Origin of the sequence: Rossellomorea yichunensis (assembly GCF_032337515.1) — a bacterium.
GTDB classification, from domain to species: domain Bacteria; phylum Bacillota; class Bacilli; order Bacillales; family Bacillaceae_B; genus Rossellomorea; species Rossellomorea yichunensis.
In genome coordinates this window covers 185,830-205,423 of the sequence record NZ_JAVYAD010000002.1, presented here as the reverse complement: position 1 = coordinate 205,423, position 19,594 = coordinate 185,830, and the positions used below count along the sequence as shown (strand labels likewise).

General features: G+C 39.8%; 19 protein-coding genes and 1 pseudogene. 13 read left to right on the top strand and 7 right to left on the bottom strand.

Features of this window, described 5'->3' with window-relative positions:
- Positions 1–74: 74 nt before the first annotated feature.
- The gene (locus RSX31_RS05465; protein ID WP_148994029.1) at positions 75–452 is read left to right on the top strand and encodes a fluoride efflux transporter FluC; all 378 of its coding nucleotides are present in this window, start codon (positions 75–77) and stop codon (positions 450–452) included.
- A complete protein-coding gene (locus RSX31_RS05460; RefSeq protein ID WP_148971125.1) occupies positions 442–801 on the top strand; it encodes a fluoride efflux transporter FluC in 360 nt (119 codons plus the stop codon). The genes RSX31_RS05465 and RSX31_RS05460 overlap by 11 nt, the downstream gene beginning before the upstream one ends.
- A 65-nt stretch (positions 802–866) precedes the next feature.
- Here RSX31_RS05460 and RSX31_RS05455 read toward each other — a convergent pair whose 3' ends face one another.
- The gene (locus tag RSX31_RS05455) at positions 867–1,322 is read right to left on the bottom strand and encodes a cupredoxin domain-containing protein (protein ID WP_148971126.1); all 456 of its coding nucleotides are present in this window, start codon (positions 1,320–1,322) and stop codon (positions 867–869) included.
- Between the two features lie 170 nt (positions 1,323–1,492).
- Here RSX31_RS05455 and RSX31_RS05450 point away from each other — a divergent pair, with 170 nt between their 5' ends.
- A complete protein-coding gene (locus RSX31_RS05450) occupies positions 1,493–1,840 on the top strand; it encodes a DUF1033 family protein (RefSeq protein ID WP_148971127.1) in 348 nt (115 codons plus the stop codon).
- A gap of 42 nt (positions 1,841–1,882) precedes the next feature.
- Here RSX31_RS05450 and RSX31_RS05445 read toward each other — a convergent pair whose 3' ends face one another.
- The 3 genes from RSX31_RS05445 to RSX31_RS05435 are packed head-to-tail and all read right to left on the bottom strand — an operon-like array spanning position 1,883 to position 5,658.
- Positions 1,883–3,022 (bottom strand): Ger(x)C family spore germination protein, encoded by a 1,140-nt coding sequence (locus RSX31_RS05445; RefSeq protein WP_148971128.1) that lies wholly within the window; start codon positions 3,020–3,022, stop codon positions 1,883–1,885.
- Positions 3,019–4,131, bottom strand: a complete 1,113-nt coding sequence (locus RSX31_RS05440) for a GerAB/ArcD/ProY family transporter (RefSeq protein WP_148971129.1) — start codon at positions 4,129–4,131, stop codon at positions 3,019–3,021. The genes RSX31_RS05445 and RSX31_RS05440 overlap by 4 nt, the downstream gene beginning before the upstream one ends.
- Positions 4,132–4,143: 12 nt before the next feature.
- Positions 4,144–5,658, bottom strand: coding sequence for a spore germination protein (locus RSX31_RS05435; protein WP_282139344.1), 1,515 nt, complete (start codon positions 5,656–5,658; stop codon positions 4,144–4,146).
- A 984-nt stretch (positions 5,659–6,642) separates the two neighbouring features.
- On the opposite strand from RSX31_RS05435, the gene RSX31_RS05430 reads away from it, so the two are divergent.
- From RSX31_RS05430 to recQ, 4 genes are all read left to right on the top strand, one after another.
- The gene (locus RSX31_RS05430; RefSeq protein WP_148968833.1) at positions 6,643–6,774 is read left to right on the top strand and encodes a YuzL family protein; all 132 of its coding nucleotides are present in this window, start codon (positions 6,643–6,645) and stop codon (positions 6,772–6,774) included.
- A 238-nt stretch (positions 6,775–7,012) separates the two neighbouring features.
- The gene (locus RSX31_RS05425; RefSeq protein ID WP_034758928.1) at positions 7,013–7,228 is read left to right on the top strand and encodes a cold-inducible protein YdjO-related protein; all 216 of its coding nucleotides are present in this window, start codon (positions 7,013–7,015) and stop codon (positions 7,226–7,228) included.
- 155 nt (positions 7,229–7,383) lie between these two features.
- Positions 7,384–7,518: a hypothetical protein gene (locus RSX31_RS05420; protein ID WP_262371735.1), complete on the top strand. Its 135-nt coding sequence runs from the start codon at positions 7,384–7,386 to the stop codon at positions 7,516–7,518.
- Between the two features lie 137 nt (positions 7,519–7,655).
- Positions 7,656–9,785: a DNA helicase RecQ gene (gene recQ / locus RSX31_RS05415; protein WP_315633744.1), complete on the top strand. Its 2,130-nt coding sequence runs from the start codon at positions 7,656–7,658 to the stop codon at positions 9,783–9,785.
- A 63-nt stretch (positions 9,786–9,848) separates the two neighbouring features.
- Here the strand turns inward: recQ and RSX31_RS05410 are convergent, their stop codons facing one another.
- On the bottom strand, positions 9,849–11,450 hold the full coding sequence (locus RSX31_RS05410) for an ABC-F family ATP-binding cassette domain-containing protein (RefSeq protein WP_148968835.1): 1,602 nt from the start codon (positions 11,448–11,450) through the stop codon (positions 9,849–9,851).
- A 271-nt stretch (positions 11,451–11,721) separates the two neighbouring features.
- On the opposite strand from RSX31_RS05410, the gene RSX31_RS05405 reads away from it, so the two are divergent.
- From RSX31_RS05405 to RSX31_RS05390, 4 genes are all read left to right on the top strand, one after another.
- Positions 11,722–12,000, top strand: coding sequence for a YkvA family protein (locus RSX31_RS05405; RefSeq protein WP_148994022.1), 279 nt, complete (start codon positions 11,722–11,724; stop codon positions 11,998–12,000).
- A 70-nt stretch (positions 12,001–12,070) separates the two neighbouring features.
- Positions 12,071–12,511: a ferritin-like domain-containing protein gene (locus tag RSX31_RS05400; RefSeq protein WP_148968837.1), complete on the top strand. Its 441-nt coding sequence runs from the start codon at positions 12,071–12,073 to the stop codon at positions 12,509–12,511.
- 122 nt (positions 12,512–12,633) lie between these two features.
- Positions 12,634–13,062, top strand: a complete 429-nt coding sequence (locus tag RSX31_RS05395; protein WP_315633740.1) for a DUF4395 domain-containing protein — start codon at positions 12,634–12,636, stop codon at positions 13,060–13,062.
- 425 nt (positions 13,063–13,487) lie between these two features.
- On the top strand, positions 13,488–15,422 hold the full coding sequence (locus tag RSX31_RS05390; protein WP_282137685.1) for an endonuclease MutS2: 1,935 nt from the start codon (positions 13,488–13,490) through the stop codon (positions 15,420–15,422).
- Between the two features lie 71 nt (positions 15,423–15,493).
- Here RSX31_RS05390 and RSX31_RS05385 read toward each other — a convergent pair whose 3' ends face one another.
- The gene (locus tag RSX31_RS05385; RefSeq protein ID WP_315633738.1) at positions 15,494–16,222 is read right to left on the bottom strand and encodes a ZIP family metal transporter; all 729 of its coding nucleotides are present in this window, start codon (positions 16,220–16,222) and stop codon (positions 15,494–15,496) included.
- Between the two features lie 135 nt (positions 16,223–16,357).
- Between RSX31_RS05385 and RSX31_RS05380 the strand changes: the two genes are divergently transcribed.
- Positions 16,358–16,891 (top strand): YhcN/YlaJ family sporulation lipoprotein, encoded by a 534-nt coding sequence (locus tag RSX31_RS05380; protein WP_262371731.1) that lies wholly within the window; start codon positions 16,358–16,360, stop codon positions 16,889–16,891.
- A 115-nt stretch (positions 16,892–17,006) separates the two neighbouring features.
- A complete protein-coding gene (locus RSX31_RS05375; protein WP_148994019.1) occupies positions 17,007–18,227 on the top strand; it encodes an MFS transporter in 1,221 nt (406 codons plus the stop codon).
- 56 nt (positions 18,228–18,283) lie between these two features.
- Here the strand turns inward: RSX31_RS05375 and RSX31_RS05370 are convergent.
- Positions 18,284–19,576: pseudogene (locus RSX31_RS05370) on the bottom strand (NCS2 family permease).
- Positions 19,577–19,594: the final 18 nt, after the last annotated feature.

The following is a 19,594-nucleotide window of genomic DNA, read 5'->3' as shown; positions in this document are numbered from 1 at the left end:
GTAATTGTACATACGAAATTGTGAGCAAAAGGTTTCACACAAAAAAATCTTATAAAACAGGGATGTTTTACAAAATGAAATATTTATTAGTCGGGATCGGTGGAGCGTTGGGAAGTTTTTGCAGGTGGGGAATTAGTTATCTCTGGACCATTCAAAACGGGTTACCGTTCGCGACATTAACGGCGAATCTCCTGGGAAGCTTTCTATTAGCTTATTTCTATAGTCGATGGTCTTCTAAATATGAAAAATCGTATTTACTTATTGCAACAGGGTTCCTGGGCTCATTTACAACTTTTTCGACAGTTAGTATCGAGTTGGTCACCTTTTTATTGCAGAAGCAATGGGGCATGCTTTTCTTGTATATGTCCATTACTTCTTTTGGAGGGATGCTTTTTGCATGGTTGGGCTTTGTCTCTGGAAGGAAAGGGAGGATGATCGGTCATGGGAGTTAGCATATTGTTGATCGCATTAGGGGGGAGTGTTGGGGCAATCGGACGGTTTATAGTCGCGAACGTGGTTAAGCGATTCAGTAGTTCGCGGTTTCCGAAAGCGACTCTGTTGATTAATGGGTTTGGCTCTTTACTATTGGGAATTCTGGTTGGAAGGGGTGCCGAGGAGAATGTTATGTTTTTTTTCGGGATCGGAGTGTGTGGAGCATTTACTACCTTTTCAACCTTAAACTGGGAGGTATTGAGACTTCTCCAGGAAAATATAAAAATGGGCCTGTTTTATTTTTTCGCAAGTTATCTCATTGGGATCGTATTTGGAGCGGCAGGGTATGCAATGGGCATGGCATTGTAATAGGATACCATGCCCAAGATCTCCAAGTGGCTAACTTCCATATTAGAGTACCCACAATTCATGCATCAATCAACTACTATATACGCAATCATTGGACCGTTACGATCAATGGTCTCATGTGTTTCGCATATCAGTCTATACGTCCCCTCTTTTGAAAACGACACATTTACAACGGTTTCTTCCCCTTTTTTCACTGTACCTTTAATATCGGTCCCCTCGATATAGAACGGATGTTCCATTCCGTTAACGCCATAAATGCGCAATTCCACTGGATGATCTTTTTCAACTACAATCGTACCCGGATCCCATCGATAAGCTTCTATTTCTTTTCCCGATGGTGTTTCTGATTTGAATTCCCCTGTGACAAGCTGAATGACTTGTTTCTCACCCTTTTTATCTGATAATGAAACGGTAGGATAGGAGTTTTTAGAAGATAATGCCCAAATCGTGCCGACAGTAATGATCATAATGGTAACTAATAATGCGATGATGGAGCCTTTCTTTAATACAATAAAATTCAAATGTTTTTCCTCCCTTTTATTTTAGATTTGATCCTAATAGGTCTTTTTTATTAAACCTATGCTTGTACAGGAGGGAACTTGTCAATAATTTAGAGTAGTATAATTTAAATATTTTTCTTTCGTTCGTTTTTTTTGTACAATTTGGACATGGAAAAAAGGAGGGTGAAGCATTGAATAATACTTGGAGAGTCATGACCACAAAAAGTGATGCAGAGCCTTGGTGGTTTTTTGAAGGCTGGGAAAAAGATATTGTTCAAGAGTGGACGTTTAATGACAGGGATGAAGCAATCGGAAGGTTTCTTGAAGAAATGAGACGACTGAGTCAAAGCCATCGTAAGTCAAAAAGTAAAAAGTTGCACTCTATTGCGTTTTGGGACCCAGGTGAAGCGTTTTTTTGCGAAGCGTGTGACGATGATCTGCAGGTCTATTACGGATTGATCATTTTTGAAAATGACCGACCGATGGAAATAAAGGATGAGTCCGTCATCAATGAAATCACAGATCGAATTCAACAATAATAAAAATGGGTCCACCTTTATTGGATGGACCCTTAGGTTTAATCAATCAATCACTCCTGTGCGAATGATTTTATTTTCTACTTTCACATGAAAAGAAGCATCCTTGTACAGTTTATCCCACTTTTCCCTCGATAAATCTTCGTGTCCCCTTATACTTTTATACTCCATTCCAAATCCAATCGGGTCCGTGCCTTGCTCTTGAAGCATCAAGATCATTTCTTTAATGTTCTTTTCGATATAATCCCCAATCTCATCTTCAAGTAATCTTAACGCTTTCGGATCTGACAACTTCATTTCTTCAGACATTTCAAGCAAACGAGATTCGATCTTCAATTTCACTTCAAAAGATGGTGTTGCTTTTTTCTCTGTTTTTATCTTATGAGATGATTTTATACTATCAATCATAATATAAACCTTATCTTTTTCTTGTCGAAGATGAGGACTTGTTAAGTAAGGTTCGAACTTTTCCAATGGTAGTTCCACTTCGACACTGCCGGCATTGTAATCTTCCATAAGAGATCGAATAAAAAAAATCTTGTCTTTTTTAATCTCTTTAATGAATTTATCCCTTGTAAACAATGCGAACCCATCCACACCAACCTTCCCGTCTGATGCCTTTAGCAATGGCAGGATCGGGTCTTTGCCGACACTGCCGTAATCGGTGATGAATTCCTGTAGCGTTGGAGAAACAAGCGTTTCCGATTCAACATTTTGCCTGACCAAGTTATATAAGTATGTCCCCATGTTCGATGGTCTTTCCGTCATTTGATAATTGAGGATTTGTTCGGCAGTCGTATCAGCTATTGTTAAGTACACCATATTCCCAATGGAAGAATCCCGTTCCAACGTATCAACCAAGTGAGAAATCCCTTTTTCCGCAAGCTCCCTTCCGTATACAGTAATCCTTAACTGACCGGAAACAAGTTTATGATCGGTCTCTAAATTCTGTGACAGACGAATCCCTTTACTCGTCTTTGACTTACTTATAAGTACCTTTTCAACATCCTGCATGGCTGGGTTAAACTGATAGAGGACCATTGTGCCGGTTATTTTCTCGTCATCAGCCTGATCATATCCAACCGCTGTAATCAATCCCAGCTTTTCTAAATACCTTGTCTCCACGCAGCTGCTTAAGAAACATGAAGAGAAACAAAGCAGAAGGAGCATGGTGGTTCTAATCATACATTCACACCCTTTTCCTTCTTAGCGATGAATTTCAATTTAACCAGTATGAATAGGAAGCAGGGATAAATGAATGAAAGAATAAAACTCGACGTCCCAACCTTGTCTGTAATGGTATTCATCGTGAGACGATCCTGCACGCATAGGGATAATATCCAAAGCAGGATGGCGAAGAGGTAAATGGATTTTTTTTGAGATACATTAAATACTCTTTTCATTCCTCTTGAAGCTGCCCAGAAATAAAGACAGATATTTGGGAGGATGACCAGCATCCAGAAGGAAACGGCAATAAATTCAAATCGCTCCAAGTTTGGAATCCTCAATATCTTAAACATGGACAGGACTGGCCAGATGGTCTTTAAAAGGGCATCTTCAGAGAAAAAACCGATACTGACAACGGTCACAACCGTAAAGAGAAAACATGAATACCCTGCACCGATCAGCCCAAATTTAAGTGCTTTTTTCTTATCCTTTATGTAAGGGTACACAAATAATATTAATTCAAAGCCAATGAGAGTAAAGCTTGATTTGTAAATCCCCATCATAATCTCCTTCGGGGAAGATGTTAAGACTGGTTGTAGGTGATTGAAGTCCATATATTTAATTGGAGTATAGATCATAAATACTAACCAGAAGGCGAGGATGAGTCCTAAAAAAGCAATACCGACCACTACCCGGATTCCCCCCAATACACAATAAACCATTAAAAAAATCAATAAGCCCATCAAGAGCCATGTTGGCATTTTAGGGAATATCCACGCCTGGACCATCTCAATATAGTTCATTAAGATCACGTAAGTGACACTGAGATAATATCCAATATACAGGATGTTAAATCCTTTGCTGAACCATTTCCCATAAATGTCCAAGTGAATACCGTACAGATCGGGACTATCGTATGTTTCAAGCATTTTTACCATGATAAAAAGAACAAAAGATACAAGAGTTCCAGCCAAAAGGACTGAAATCCATGCGTCCCTGTTTGCCTCCATGTAAATGATCCTGGGCAGCCCTGCAATCCCCACTCCGGTTTGGGCTGTGTGTAAGATAAACATTATCAAAAAGGCATTAAACATTAACCGTTCCTTTGGCTTTACATTAATATCCATACATTTCATCCTTTACTCATCAACGTCTTTCTTCTCTTTTGCTTTTTTCTCAGGGATGCGGCCCTGATCTGTGGGGTGATTGGAGATGGGACGTTGGACTAAATACTGATAAGGTAAGCGGAATAGACTGTATTTGAAGTCTGCAAACCTAAATGGGTAAATGGGTGATAGATAGGGTCTGCCCAATGTTGTTATTTTCAGTAAATGAATGAGAATAAAACAGAGGCAAAACATGATTCCCACCCCCCCGTATAACCCGGCCATGATGATGATCGGGAAGCGGATGATCCTCACGGCTGTACCGATTGCATAACTAGGAGCAGTGAACGAACCCAAGGCGGATATTGCGATGATAATAATCAAAATATTACTGGTAAATCCTGCTTGCACTGATGCTTGACCGATGACGATACCACCTACGATCCCCATGGTTTGCCCAACCTTTGTTGGTAATCTTGCTCCTGCTTCTCTCAGGAGTTCGATGATGAATTCCAATAAAATAGCCTCGAACACGGGAGGGAATGGGACGTTAGATCTTGACTGTCCCAGGGAAACAAGAAGAGCAGAAGGAATGACCTCATAATGAAATGTCAGGACGGCCACGTAGGCAGGTGTCAAAAGGATCGAGAAAAAAATCGCCACAAAGCGAATCAATCTTAAAAACGTCCCCATATTCCATCTCATATATATGTCTTCCGTCGATTCAAAGAAATTCATAAACGTAGATGGTCCGATGATCGCTGTAGGACTGCGATCGACAAGTAAACAGATCTTTCCATGCAAGAGTGAGATGGTGCAGCGGTCAGGCAGCTCAGTCGTTATAAATTGCGGGAAGAATGTAAATGAATTATCTTCAATCATCTGAGCAAGTACTGTGGAATCCACTATACTATCGACTTCAATTTCCGTAATGCGCTGTCTAAACGTGTTTACGTTCTCTTCCTCAGCAATGTCTTTTATGTAAACCATTTGAACTTTTTTCTTCGCTCTGGACCCAATCATGAAGGTTTCAACGCATAGTTTAGGATCGTTGATATTAGATCGAATTAAATTTAAATTCTTTGTAATCGATTCTGTAAAAGAAATTTTAGGACCAAACACCAGGGATTCCGTTTCAGCTTTCTCCAAACCCCTTGTGCCTTTATCAGCAACGTCCGCTAATATCCCATGAGTATCCCCTTGCTTAAAAATATAAGCCGTCCCATTGACGATGTTCTCTACAACGTCATTAATTTGATTCGTCTGTGTAAGTTTCGCAATATTGATCGTATCCTGGATGATTTGATAATTCAGGTCACCTGTGGATTCCTCAAGAGGCCTGATGATGCTGTCCTGCATAGATGTTGTATTAATTAAGTCATCAAAATATACTACTGCAAGCTTCTGTTCGCCTATTGTAATGATTCTGACTACCAAATCTTCACTATTGCTTACCAATGAAAGTATTTCTTTATGAAATGTATCTATATCAAAGCTATGGGGGGACCCTTTTTCTATATCTTTCTTCACTTCTCTACGTCTAAACACAGAATTCAACACCCTAAACCTTAATTTATTGATTAGACTTCCCATGAATCCTTTTCTTAATCATAAGGTGGTATTTTTTCATCTAGGATCTTTTAGTAAACTTTGTGGCAATTTTACAGAAGAAAGTAATAGTTGTTTCCGCTACAGGATGTTCGCTTTCTGCGAGGCGGGTGGTGAGCCTACTTGTAATTCTGCTCCTTCTGGCTGTCACCCAGAGTTTTGCGCAACTTTCAAAAACGTAAATTTGTTTTGGATAAGTGATTTGTGAACAAAATGTTGACCGTTCCTTTCCGCTCCAGGCACTTGCTTTCCGCGGGGAGGAAGTCGAGCCTCCTCGGGCCTTGCCCTGTGGGGTCTCGACCTTTCCTCTATTACCCGCAGGAGTCAAGTGCCTTCCGCTCCAATCCACTCTGTGATATTACATTATTACTGGCTATAGGTATAGATAGACAAACAAAAAAAATGCTCCTATTTAGATAGTTTGTTCCCAAAAACATACTATCTACAAAGGAGTACAAAAACACTACAAGATGGGGTTTTCCCCTATAGAAATCGTAAATATATATATTGGTGGATCATTGAATTATTTTCCTGGATCAAAAATTCCTTCTTTTTGTTTAATGTAAGAAGCACCAAGCCGTAAAAAGATCTTTTGAAAGGCTGTTTCATTTAGATAATTGTTTTTGTCATTATTAAGCTCTGTCACGAAATTTTCTTATAGATGGTGAGGGGAATTGCGTAGACTCTTGCGGAAGTAGGACGTGCCGAGACCCCGGAAGCGAAGCTGAGGAGGCTCGGCCGAACGTCCGCGGAAAGCGAAGCAGTTCCCCTCACCATCCAGCACACACCAATTGACAGAGCCCAAGCAGATCTTATGTTAATAAACGATAACCATTGCGAAAAGTGCCCTATCAAAGAGGAAGGTGGTTAAAATATACATATACTGTAAAGGTTTTGGGCAAGGTAGGAGTGGAGGTGAAGCAGATGAGCAAGAAGAAAAAAGATCCGTCAAAAGCGGTGCTGGGTTCTTCTCAAGTGGAAGGACAAGGTACGACCAACCAGGAATTATCAGGTGGGGTAGAGGCACCTTCTTCCAGAAACAAAAAGAAAAAATAATGAAGGATCTTTTTTTCTTCCTTCATTACATATGGTGCGTTTGTTACCTTTACTGAGGAGTTCATATATTAAATTGGTGTCAAGTATGGTATAATGGAAACAATCGCAGAAATTGTTCGATTACACTAGCTACACATAACTGACCACATACTATCTGCAGCATAAATTACCACAATCATTATTTTCCTGTTAGAAAGCATAGCAAGGAAATCCTACTTACCTTAAAGGAGGACGTTCAATGGCTTTTGGTCGTAGAAATCAAGTTGAGGAAGAAATTAAAACTGAGGAAACAAAGATTTGGGCTTGTTCCGCTGAAGATTGCAAAGGCTGGATGAGAGATAACTTCAAAAGTGAAGATACTCCTAAGTGTCCGCTTTGTAAAGAAGATATGGTGACATCTACTAAGGTATTACAAGTTGTAGACAATCCACATCCTACAATGAAATCATCCTAATGGATCGTAGAGAACCAATCTATTCTGATTGGTTCTTTTTTCTTGTCTAGGCAAAATGAGCCTCATACTCTTAGGTGTTTTTTGAAAAATTATTAAACTCTTTTTTTATATTTGAATAGGATGTAATGTATTTATGTATTAAAGGAGGTAGCACCATGTCTAACAAGAAAGAGAAAGAAGTTAAAGGTTCTTCATCAACTGAGAGTAAAGATACTGTATGGGATAGTTTTTGGAAACTGTCGAAACCTGTTGAAGTAAATAAAGAAGAAAAAACAGTCAAGTGGTTTTAATGTAATGATAAGGCTGTACATTACGTGTATGAATACGAATGTACAGCCTTTTGTTTGAAAAATGGGAAACCCTATTGGCACGTTCCCCGTTCTGGAATACAATAAAGGAATAGTTAGATATATTGGGAGGGGAAAATGTGATTGTAGAAGCAAAACAAGTATTAAAGCAGTACTTTGGATACGACGAATTCAGGGATGGACAAGCGAATATTATTGAATACATACTTGATGGAAAAAACACAGTAGGGATCATGCCGACAGGAGGAGGGAAATCGCTCTGTTATCAAATTCCTGCTCTAATGCTTGATGGAGTTACACTTGTTATCTCTCCACTCATATCTTTAATGAAAGACCAGGTGGATTCGTTACTTCGTCAAGGGATTCCAGCAACCTACATTAATAGTACGTTATCGAATAGTGAAGTAGAGGCCAGGATGGAAGAGATTTCTTTAGGTGAATACAAACTCGTTTATATTGCTCCTGAGAGATTGGAATCGTTTGGGTTTATTCGATTCCTCAATTCTTTACCCATCCCCCTGGTAGCTGTTGACGAAGCTCATTGTTTATCCCAATGGGGTCATGATTTCAGACCAAGCTATTTAGGGATTTATAACGCTGTTAATCAACTTCAATCAAATCCCACCATTCTTGCATTGACTGCAACTGCAACTCCACAGGTACAAGCTGATATCCTTCATCATTTACACATTCCAGATCAATATAAAGTATTAACTGGTTTTCAACGGACGAATTTGTTCTTCCAGGTTGTAAAAGGTGAAGATCGTAAGCGTTGGGTAGAAAGGTATGTACAAAAGAATCATCAGGATTCCGGCATCATTTACTGTGCTACACGGAAGGAAGTTGAAAACCTTTATATTTATCTTGATAAAAAGGGATTTTCCGTGGGGAAATATCATGGCGGGCTGTCTGATACAGTAAGGCAGGAACAGCAGGAAGCCTTCCTGAATGATTCCATTACCATCATGATTGCGACCAATGCATTTGGGATGGGGATAAATAAATCAAATGTACGCTTTGTGATTCATTACCAAATTCCGAAGAATATGGAGGGGTACTATCAAGAGGCTGGCAGGGCAGGTCGAGATGGAGTGGACAGCGAATGTGTCTTATTATTTTCACCTCAAGATATCCAGACACAGCGGTATATCATTGACCAGAATATCGTAAATCAGGAATTACATGATAATGAGATGCAGAAATTACGCGAAATGGTTGACTTTGTCCATACAGAAGCATGTCTGCAGAACTACATTTTAGCGTATTTTGGTGAACATGTAGAGGAAGCTTGCGGCCATTGCAGCAATTGTTTGGATGATAGGGAATCCGAGGATGTAACGAGAGAGGCACAAATGGTATTATCCTGTATGATGCGAATGAATGAAAGATTTGGAACCTCACTCATCAGCGGTGTACTGACAGGGTCAAAGAACAAAAAGATCCTGGAATGGGGGTTCGATCGGCTTTCCACATATGGATTAATGAAGGAGCAATCTCAGAAGGATGTCGGCCTGTTTATCGATTATTTGATTTCAGAGGGTGTCATACAAGTCGAGGGGGGGAGCTTTCCTATCCTGAAAGTATCACCAAAAGGCAAAGAGGTGTTAATGGGGGAAAGAAGCGTAACGAGAAAGGTCCAGCCTACTGTTTCGGCCATCATCCCTAAAGAAGATGGCTTGTTCCAGACCTTGCGAACACTCCGTAAATCGATTGCAGATTCTGAAGGAGTACCACCTTTCGTTATTTTCTCTGATAAGTCGCTTCAGGACATGTGTGTGAAGATGCCGAAAACATCAGAGGAATTCCTGCAGGTTAGTGGAGTCGGTGAAAACAAGCTGAATCGGTATGGAGAAATTTTCATAAACGAAATTTCTGTTTTTTTATCTGAGAATCCCGAACATCAAGTTGAGGTCGTCAAGCCTTCGCGATCACGGAAGACAAGTCATTCTGACACAGCGTCCCATTTAATCAGCTATGAGTTGTTCACAGAGAGCATGGATATAAGAAAAATTGCGAAAGAACGGGGTATGAGTACAGCAACGATTGAAAATCACATTATCCGTGCCTATCAGGAAGGCATCACGAATGACTGGACCATCCTCTTTACAGAAGAAGAAGAAACACTTATCGAAGAAGCAGTCCAGAAAGTAGGGACGGACCTCTTAAAGCCGATTAAAGAAGAATTACCGAAAAAAATAGGCTATTTTCAGATTAAAGGCTACTTGATTAAACACGGTCAATATGAATGACCTTATAGCGAGGGAATGAAAAAAAGCAGGTGCCATTTGGCTGCCTGCTTTTTCTGGTTCACATTAAGCTTTCATAGAAGCTTTCATCTCAAGAAATTCATCATAAGTCGTTTCTTTATCAATGACACCATCTTCGGTGATTTCAATAATGCGATTTGCGATGGTTTGAATAAACTGATGGTCATGGGAAGCGAAAATCATCGCACCTTTAAAGTTTATCAATCCGTTATTCAATGCAGTAATAGATTCCAAATCTAAATGGTTTGTTGGTTCATCTAATAACAGAACATTTGAACCACTTAACATCATTTTGGATAACATACAGCGAACTTTTTCTCCCCCTGAAAGGACACTTGGCTTTTTCAATACTTCTTCCCCTGAGAAAAGCATGCGGCCCAAGAATCCGCGAAGGAATGTTTCACTCTCATCTTCCGGTGAGTATTGACGTAACCAGTCCACAAGGGATGGTTCATTTCCTTCAAAGTACTTGGAGTTTTCATTCGGGAAGTAAGCTTGAGATGTCGTAACTCCCCACTTGAATGTGCCGCTATCCGGTTCCATTTCACCTGCAAGGATTTTGAATAGAGTCGTTTTGGCGATTTCGTTTGCTCCGACAAGTGCAATTTTGTCTTCTTTATTCAGGATAAAGGAAACATTGTTTAAGACCTTTACTCCGTCAACCGTTTTTGTAAGACCTTCAACACGCAGAACATCGTTTCCGATTTCACGCTCCGGCTTGAATTGTACATATGGATAACGACGTGAGCTTGGCTTGATGTCATCCAATGAAATTTTCTCTAACGATTTTTTCCGTGAAGTGGCTTGTTTTGATTTAGATGCATTCGCACTGAATCTGGCAACGAATGCCTGAAGCTCTTTGATTTTTTCTTCCTTCTTCTTATTCTGATCCTGAGCCATTTTAAGTGCTAATTGACTGGACTCATACCAGAAATCATAGTTCCCGACATAAACTTGGATCTTTCCAAAGTCAAGGTCAGCAATATGAGTACAAACTTTGTTTAGGAAGTGACGGTCATGTGATACGACGATGACTGTGTTCTCAAAGTTAATTAAAAAGTCTTCTAACCACTGAATCGCTTGTATGTCCAAGTGGTTGGTAGGCTCATCCAGTAAAAGAACATCCGGCTTGCCGAATAGAGCTTGTGCTAATAATACTTTTACTTTTTCTCCACCCGTTAGTTCGGACATTTGTTTCGTGTGAAGATCTTCATTGATTCCTAAGCCTTTTAGTAGGATCGCAGCTTCTGATTCAGCTTCCCAACCGTTAAGCTCTGCGAATTCACCTTCTAATTCCGCAGCTTTCATGCCGTCTTCATCAGAGAAATCTTCTTTCATGTAGATGGCATCTTTTTCCTGCATGACTTCATATAAACGGGTATGCCCCATAATGACAACTTTCAGCACTTCATATTCTTCATATTCGAAGTGATCCTGCTTTAATACAGCAAGTCGCTCACCTGAACCCATCGATACATGGCCGGTCTGCGCTTCGATTTCTCCTGAAAGAATCTTTAAAAATGTTGATTTACCAGCACCGTTTGCTCCGATAAGTCCGTAGCAATTCCCTGGATTAAACTTTATATTCACGTCTTCGAATAGCTTTCTATCACCAAAACGTAAGCTTACATCTGATACTTGAATCATGTGTGATATACCTCCTAATACTCAATCTAAAAGATTATAACACGCGAGTATGCTAAAAAGATAGAGTGTTAGCGGGAACAGTGAGAAATTTACCGGCTATTTACATAAGCGGATAAAGGATTTTGAATGAAATGGTGGGGATGCGGGGTTTGCTACCGCTTTAAGGAAATGATCTGAAAATCTTGAAGATGTTATATAGATACGTTAAATTCTTCCCTAATTTAGTTTGCTATGCTAACGTAAGAAAAAAAAGATTGGTGATGAGGGACGAATGATGAGGTTTATGAAGCGGGTGAGATTTCTTTTTAATGTTCGCAGGTCGGTTCCGTTTCTGGTTGATTTTTTTCGGTCTAAAGAGGTTTCGCTATTTAAGAAGGGATTGTCAGTTGCGTTGGTGGGAGGGTATTTCTGGCTGCCGTTTGATTTGATTCCCGATGTTTTTATTTTGTTTGGAATTGTTGATGATTTGGCAGTGTTTGCGTTTGTTCTTCAGCTTATAGTGAAGATGGCACCTGAAGAGTTACAGCATCGATACGAGTTAAAGAAATGATGCAGATCATCACTATGGATGGGCTTCTATCATAGTCTGTAAAAGGCTATGCTTTAGGAGGAGATGTTTGATGTACGATCAATATCCATATTACTTTGAAAATCAGGATGACCGTCAAATCGATCGACAACTGAGAAGAGATATACAAAAAGCCATTAATGACGAATTTCTAGCTATATCTTACTATACACAACTGGCAGAGCTTGCCCCTAATGATACAGCCAAGCTTGCAATCTTGGGAATAAGGCAGGATGAGATCCGTCACTTTAATGGGTTTACACAATCGTACTTGCAACTGACAGGTCGATACCCAACCATTAATTTAATCAATCCAAGAGACCTGCCTTCAAATTACCGGCAAGGGATAAGAGAAAGCATTAAAGATGAAAGTGAAACGGTATCCTTTTATTTATCCATATCTAACAAGCTTACAGAACCTAGAGCCAAGCGAAGGTTTTTGAGGGCTGCTTATGATGAACAGCGTCATGCAGAAATACTCAGGAACCTGTAAATGATGAGAACCGAAATCAGCCAAAAAATGGGCGGCTGCTTTCGGTTTTTTCTTTTGATTTTTTCTGATGAATCCGCTACACTTTAATTACTTAAATACCAATCAGAAAGGTAGGAATTAAAGTGGGATTACCTTTACTCAATTCAATACCGAAACCTTTAGTACAATTAAATCAATGGTTCATCGTTTCTACTATAGCCATTTCATGGATGCTTCAAATAGAATTCTTCTTATTGCTTCCATTTATGGTGGGATTATCAGCTATGATATTTAAGTTCAATCCCGTCATAAGGGCAGGGAGGATATTCTTAAAGAAAGAGTATTCATCGTATCCACCTGAAGACGCTGACCAGCAGCGGTTTAACAACATGATTGCCGTGATTTGCTTGGGAGGAGCAATCATGAGTGCTCTGGCTGGCTGGAGCACAGGATTCTACCTTTTTTCTGGAATGGTATTTCTTTCAGCGTCCGTCGCGCTTGGGGGATTCTGTGTCGGTTGCTTTATCCGTTTTCAATGGAAAAGGTTTCAATATAAAAGGTCTGTACAGTAGCCTATTGACAATGAATCCCATACATCGTAAACTATACATGAGTTAAATTACTGTATACAAAGGGAGTATGTTCTATGTTAGGTGTCGTTCTTAACTAACCGTGAAATGAATACGGACATTTTGCAGGCAATAGCCTTAAAAACAGGTTATTGAATAAGCTTATTTAGCTTTGCCTTCAAAGTGTAGTTAAGAACAATGGTCATAGCATACTCAACCCTGTAATAGGAGAGCTGTGTCTTTGTGCACAGCTCTTTTTGTGTACATGGATCGGGAATCTGTGCAGTCGTTTCTAACCTTCAGTTATGAACGATTCACGTTTTACGTAGACACATACGATTATTATTGGTAAGTCAGTATACGAGTGAGTAAGACCACAATGGACATTGTTCATTGTGGTCTATTTTTTTATATGGAGGAGAAAAACATTGAACGAAAAGACTTTTCAAACATTAGAATTTAACAAAGTGAAGGAAGAGTTGACACGGTATGCCCTTACAGAAAAGGGGAAAAAGGAATTAAGGAACATAATGCCATCCATCAACAAACGCCAAATTGAAATGCGTTTAGGTGAAGTAACGGAAGCTGTAAGTATCCTGGAAAAAAGTGCGAGTATACCGATTCATGCTTTGGATGGAGTTGAAAACATTGTAGCAAACCTGAATAAAGGGGTGCCTTTGAAACCAGATCAATTTACAAGCCTCTATTATTTTCTGGATGCGTGTAAAAAAATCAAAAAATTCATGGAGGATAAAAAATGGGTGGCTCCACGGGTATCTTCATATGTTTATTCAATTGAAGAGATCCCTGAGATCGGGGAAGAAATCAATCGATGCATCCGTAATGGAAGAATAGATGACCATGCCAGTAAAGAGTTGTTAAGGATTAGAAAACAAATGGGGATTCAAGAGGATCGGTTAAAGGATAAAATTCAAGCGATTGTAAAGTCAGCCAAATATAAATCCTATCTACAAGAATCGATTGTTAGCCAGAGAAATGGAAGGTATGTTCTCCCCATCAAGAAAGAATATAAAGGAAAAATGAAAGGAGCGGTATTGGATTCATCTGCTTCAGGATCGACTCTCTATATTGAGCCTGATGAATTAAGCATTCAGCAAGATCAGCTTTTATATTATAAACTTGAGGAAGACCGTGAAGTTGAGAACATCCTATGGGCGCTAACAGGGCTGGTTCAATCGTATGAACCACAATTGAAGCTGGCGATTGAGACGATGGTACATTACGATGTCCTATTTGCAAAGGCGAAGTATAGCCGTTCCATTGATGGAGTAAGCGCCATAGTAAATGAAAATCATCAAATACATTTATTAAATGCGGTTCATCCCCTGCTTGGAAAAAAGGCAGTACCGCTATCCATTCAGATGGGTGAGGATTTTCATGCATTAGTGATAACCGGACCTAATACTGGAGGTAAGACAGTCGCTATTAAAACGGTGGGCCTTCTCACTCTCATGACCCAATGCGGCCTTCATATCCCCGCAGAAAAGGGTAGTGAAATCAGTATTTATCAAGATATTCTTTTAGATATTGGGGATGGTCAAAGTCTTCAGCAAAATTTAAGCACTTTCAGCTCCCATATAAAAAATATTATTGATATATTAAAGGATACAAATGATCAAACCCTGGTTCTGTTAGATGAACTAGGTTCCGGTACAGATCCCCTTGAAGGAATGGGGCTGGCCACAGCCATCCTGGATCAATTATATGAAAAGGGAGCCACGATACTCGCAACTACCCATTACAGTGAAATAAAGCATTTTGCAGAAGAACATGAAGGCTTCGTGAACGGAAGTATGGAATTTAATATTGATACATTACAACCTACTTATAAGCTCGTAGTGGGTAAGGGAGGCGAGAGTCAAGCATTTGCCATTGCATTAAAGCTGGGGATGCACCCTGAGATCATTGAAAAGGCCCATGAAATCACGTATAGAGAAAAGAAATACTATGACCTGGGAGAAATCGATTATCATGCGAAGAAGGAAATGGAAAAGCAGGTTATCGTAAACAAATATAAAAAAAGGAACCATAGTAAATCTTCATCAAAGGGGGAGAGTGGAGGTAAATTATTTAGTAAAGGTGATAATGTTAAAATTTCAGCGAGTGGAGAATTCGGGATTGTATATGAAGGACCAGATGATAGAGGGGATTACACGGTGCAAATTAAGGGTGAGAAAAGAATAATTAATCATAAACGTCTGGATCTTTATGTTTCGGCGAAAGAGCTATACCCCGATGATTATGATTTTGATATTATCTTTAACAGTAAAGAAAATCGGAAAAAAGATAAGCTGATGGGAAAACGGTTTGTTGAGGGTTTAACTATAGATCATGAAGAATAAACGTAAAAAACGTCCTTTAGCATTTGCTTAAGGACGTTTTTGCTATACCAAAGCAATTAAAAGGAAATGGGTTAAGACAAGTTTGTCAGTATATAAGAAAGTATGATTCCCAATGAAGACAGAAATCCGACAATGGGCCCACCTTCTTCAAACGCCTCTGGCATCATCGTAGAGGATACCATGGCTATTAATCCGCCTGCCCCGAACGCTCCGATTATGTAAGATATGCTTTCCGATGCATCCTGTAAAAGTGTATACCCGAGCAATGAGCTGAGGGATGAGAGAACGACTACGCTTCCCCACAGGGTTAGAATTTTACCTGTACTATATTGGTCAAGCTTGAAACCGATACTGCTTGATAACGATTCAGGTAAGTTACTGATGAAAATGGCGATGATGAACACCCATTGTATGGATTGGTCTCCTATAAAGCTGACTCCAATAATGATGGATTCTGGTATTGCATCCATTATGGTTCCTACATAAATTGCTAATCCTGAGTGACCATGGGGATTCTTCTTTGACCTCTTTCTTTCACTTCCACCTTTCTTTGAAATGAAGATTTCGAATAGAGTGAATATGATCGCCCCTAGTAAGAACATAGATGTGAGATGGAGCAGGTTCGCTTTCCCTTCTGCCTCACTTAGTAAATCAAAGGTGGCAGAACCAATGATCAAACCCGTTCCCAATGCCATGATATAAGCGACAATTCGTTTTGATATGGGCAAATAAATTCCCATAACAGCACCGATTAGTAGGGATAAACTGGCAATTCCTCCCCATAAAGCAGCCTGGCCCATTTCTTCACCTCCATAACATTGTACATAATGAGTTTTCCCTAAATATGAGTTGGATTAAACGCTAAATCAGTCCTTGAATAGTTTTAAAGTGGTGTGGGGATAGTAAAGATGAATAATATTTAGGAGGTAGTCAAATTGAAAAAATATCTATTGATATCCCTTTTAGGGTTATTGTTCATGGGCATTGCAACAGGTTGCGGTATGGGGAATGACATGAATGAAGAAGGACAAGAAATGAATAACCGGAATTTGGAAAAGGTGAACTACAAAAACGATCAGGCAAATCGTGATTATGTTAATAATCGTGAGTATGTCAATGACGGGACAATGAGAGAAAATTATTCACTGGCGGAAAAAGAGGCAAATAAAGTGGCCAGTCTTAATGAAGTGAAGAGCGCTTATGTTTTGACCACAGATCAGAACGCGTATGTAGCGGCGGTACTTGAAGATAAAATGAATGGGAAAGTTTCGAAGGACTTGGAGAAAAAGATCTCGGATCAAGTGAAAAGTCAGAACGGAAATATAGACAACGTTTATATTTCAACTAATCCTGACTTCACTGATCGTATGAGAGATTATGCAAACAAAGCAGAGAACGGAAAACCGATTGAGGGTCTGGGAGAAGAAATGGCAGATATGCTGAAACGCATTTTTCCGAACAGAGGGTAATCCTAATAATGAAAAGTCGAACATTGCTTCGGCTTTTTTTATTTGCCTGTAGGAAATGGACAGGGAATTCAGTATACTATTTAGAGTAACGAAATAAAAGGGAGGAGTGACATTTTTGGCTCAAACAGCTGTGAAACCCCTGCAAAATCCTACTATTTACGGTATTCTATTAGCCATTAGCTCTGGTCATTTTATAAATGATACGTTACAGGCAGTTGTTCCGGCCATGTTTCCAATCATTGAGAAATCCTTGCAGCTGAGTTATACCCAAATCGGCTGGATCGCATTTGCCCTCAATATGACCTCTTCATTGTTGCAGCCAGTATTCGGTTATTATGCGGATATACGTTCGAAACCTTATTTACTTCCTTTAGGAATGCTATCAAGCTTAATTGGTTTGGTGGGATTTGCATTATCCGGCCATTTTTTATGGATCATTTTGTCGGTGTTATTCATCGGCTTCGGCTCCGCCATCTTTCATCCAGAAGGTTCAAGGGTGGCATATATGGCAGCTGGAAACCGCAGAGGCCTGGCTCAATCGATTTACCAGGTAGGTGGGAATACCGGGCAGTCACTTGCCCCATTGATTACGGCATTTATATTTGTTCCATTTGGCCAAAAAGGGGCTTTGTGGTTTTCCATTGTAGCAATCTTAGGGGTCATTGTTTTATTTCATGTATCCAATTGGTACTCTGAACAATTACGTTCTAATGAAAAGATGAACCGACATAACAAGACAAACGTGAAGAAAAACCCGATTCATAGAAGAATTAAATGGGCAATGGTATTAGTAGTGTTTTTAGTGTTTGCCCGTTCGTGGTATGGAGCTGGGTTATCCAATTACTACCAGTTTTATTTGATTGAAGACTACGGTCTTTCAATTAAAGAAGCGCAAGCATACATTTTTGTATTTATGTTTGCGGGAGTGCTGGGAACATTCTTGGGAGGGCCGCTTTCAGACCGTTTTGGAAAAAGGAATATCATTTTCTTTTCAATGTTAGGTGCTGCCCCGTTAACCCTTGCTTTACCCTACTTATCTTTAAGTATTGTCTACCCATTTATCTTTTGCATCGGGTTTATTTTGTCTTCAAGCTTTAGTGTAATCGTCGTGTATGCACAAGAGCTTTTGCCACACAAAATTGGAATGGTATCAGGACTGACCGTTGGACTTGCCTTTGGAATGGGAGCTGTAGGTGCAGTCATCTTCGGGGGACTCGCAGATCTATTCACCATTCGTTTCGTCATGATCCTTTGCAGCTTCCTTCCACTACTAGGGATGATGACGTTCCTTCTTCCTACCGATGAAGCAGTGAGAAGTTTTCATAAACATCCATAGCATAAAAGAGAGAGTGATTGCAGAGTTGATTAAATCAAGCAATCACTCTCTTCGTCTTAAGAAAAAGCAAAGTAAATTATGAATAATGCACAAAGGATGTACATGATTGGATGAACGTCTTTCCATTTTTTTAACGAGATCATCGCTAATGGATAAAGGACAAACCCTAAGGCAATCCCGGTTGCAACACTGAAGGTTAAGGGCATCATAATAATCGTAATAAATGTAGGAATAACGATTTCCAAGCGACTCCAGTTAATATGCCTTACTTCGGTAGCCATTAGAGCACCGACAATTATCAATGCAGGTGCAGTTACCTCAGGAGTAATAACAGATAATATTGGAGAAAAGAAGAGAGCGATGGAGAAACAAAAAGCAATTACTATTGAAGTGAATCCCGTTCTGCCTCCAACGGCTACTCCTGCAGAGGATTCTACAAAGGAGGCTGTTGTTGAAGTCCCGAAGATCGCTCCTGCCACTCCTGAAGCGGAATCAGCTAAAAGAGCTCTACCTGCATTCGGAATCTTATTATCTTTCATTATCCCCGCTTGACTGGCAACAGCAATCAATGCCCCTGCAGTGTCAAAGAATGCTACAAATAGGAATGTGAAGATCACCGCCATTATTTCAAGGGTGAAAATGTCACCTAAATGAGTAAAAACAACTCCAAATGTAGGCTCTAAGCTAGGAACCTTGCCTATAATGGAGTGAGGAACCTCGATTTTCCCGGTGATCATACCCAGGACGGTGGTGGCGACCATTCCGTAGAATATTCCGCCTCGAATGCCTCTAACTAGCATCATCAATGTAATTACAAATCCGAAAACTGCAAGCAGTGTAGCAGGAGAAGAAAGATTTCCGATCGAGACAAAGGTTTCTGGATTGGCAACTACAAGTCCTGCATTTTTAAATCCTATAAAGGCTACGAAGAATCCGATTCCACCTGCAATCGCATATTTTAAATCCTGTGGAATGACATTGATGATTTTCTAGCGAATTTTCATGACACTTAAGATCATAAAGATTATGCCTGCCACAAATACTCCGGTCAGTGCAATTTCCCATGGAACGCCCATTCCGATACATACAGAAAAGGTAAAGAAAGAGTTAAGTCCCATGCTGGGTGCAATACCTATTGGAAAGTTTGCAAGTACCCCAATTAATAGGGACCCTACAATCGCCGACAGGGCAGTAGCTGTAAATAATGCGCCTTTATCCATTCCCGCCTGACTGAGGATGATTGGATTGACGACAAGAATATAGGCCATTGAAAGGAAGGTCGTTATACCTGCTAACGTTTCTTTTCTATAACTTGTTCCTCTTTCAGCAAATTGAAAGAATGTTTTCATAAATAACCCTCCAAGTAG

Bases quoted from the DNA above. Each gene is read 5' to 3' on its own strand.
- RSX31_RS05420 (WP_262371735.1), top strand. From the start codon at position 7,384: ATGTCTAACAAGAAAGAGAAAGAAGTTAAAGGTTCTTCATCAACTGAG.
- RSX31_RS05460 (WP_148971125.1), top strand. From the start codon at position 442: ATGGGAGTTAGCATATTGTTGATCGCATTAGGGGGGAGTGTTGGGGCA.
- RSX31_RS05430 (WP_148968833.1), top strand. From the start codon at position 6,643: ATGAGCAAGAAGAAAAAAGATCCGTCAAAAGCGGTGCTGGGTTCTTCT.
- RSX31_RS05445 (WP_148971128.1), bottom strand. From the start codon at position 3,022: ATGATTAGAACCACCATGCTCCTTCTGCTTTGTTTCTCTTCATGTTTC.
- RSX31_RS05465 (WP_148994029.1), top strand. From the start codon at position 75: ATGAAATATTTATTAGTCGGGATCGGTGGAGCGTTGGGAAGTTTTTGC.
- RSX31_RS05400 (WP_148968837.1), top strand. From the start codon at position 12,071: ATGTACGATCAATATCCATATTACTTTGAAAATCAGGATGACCGTCAA.
- RSX31_RS05405 (WP_148994022.1), top strand. From the start codon at position 11,722: ATGATGAGGTTTATGAAGCGGGTGAGATTTCTTTTTAATGTTCGCAGG.
- RSX31_RS05410 (WP_148968835.1), bottom strand. From the start codon at position 11,450: ATGATTCAAGTATCAGATGTAAGCTTACGTTTTGGTGATAGAAAGCTA.
- RSX31_RS05385 (WP_315633738.1), bottom strand. From the start codon at position 16,222: ATGGGCCAGGCTGCTTTATGGGGAGGAATTGCCAGTTTATCCCTACTA.
- RSX31_RS05440 (WP_148971129.1), bottom strand. From the start codon at position 4,131: ATGGATATTAATGTAAAGCCAAAGGAACGGTTAATGTTTAATGCCTTT.
- RSX31_RS05425 (WP_034758928.1), top strand. From the start codon at position 7,013: ATGGCTTTTGGTCGTAGAAATCAAGTTGAGGAAGAAATTAAAACTGAG.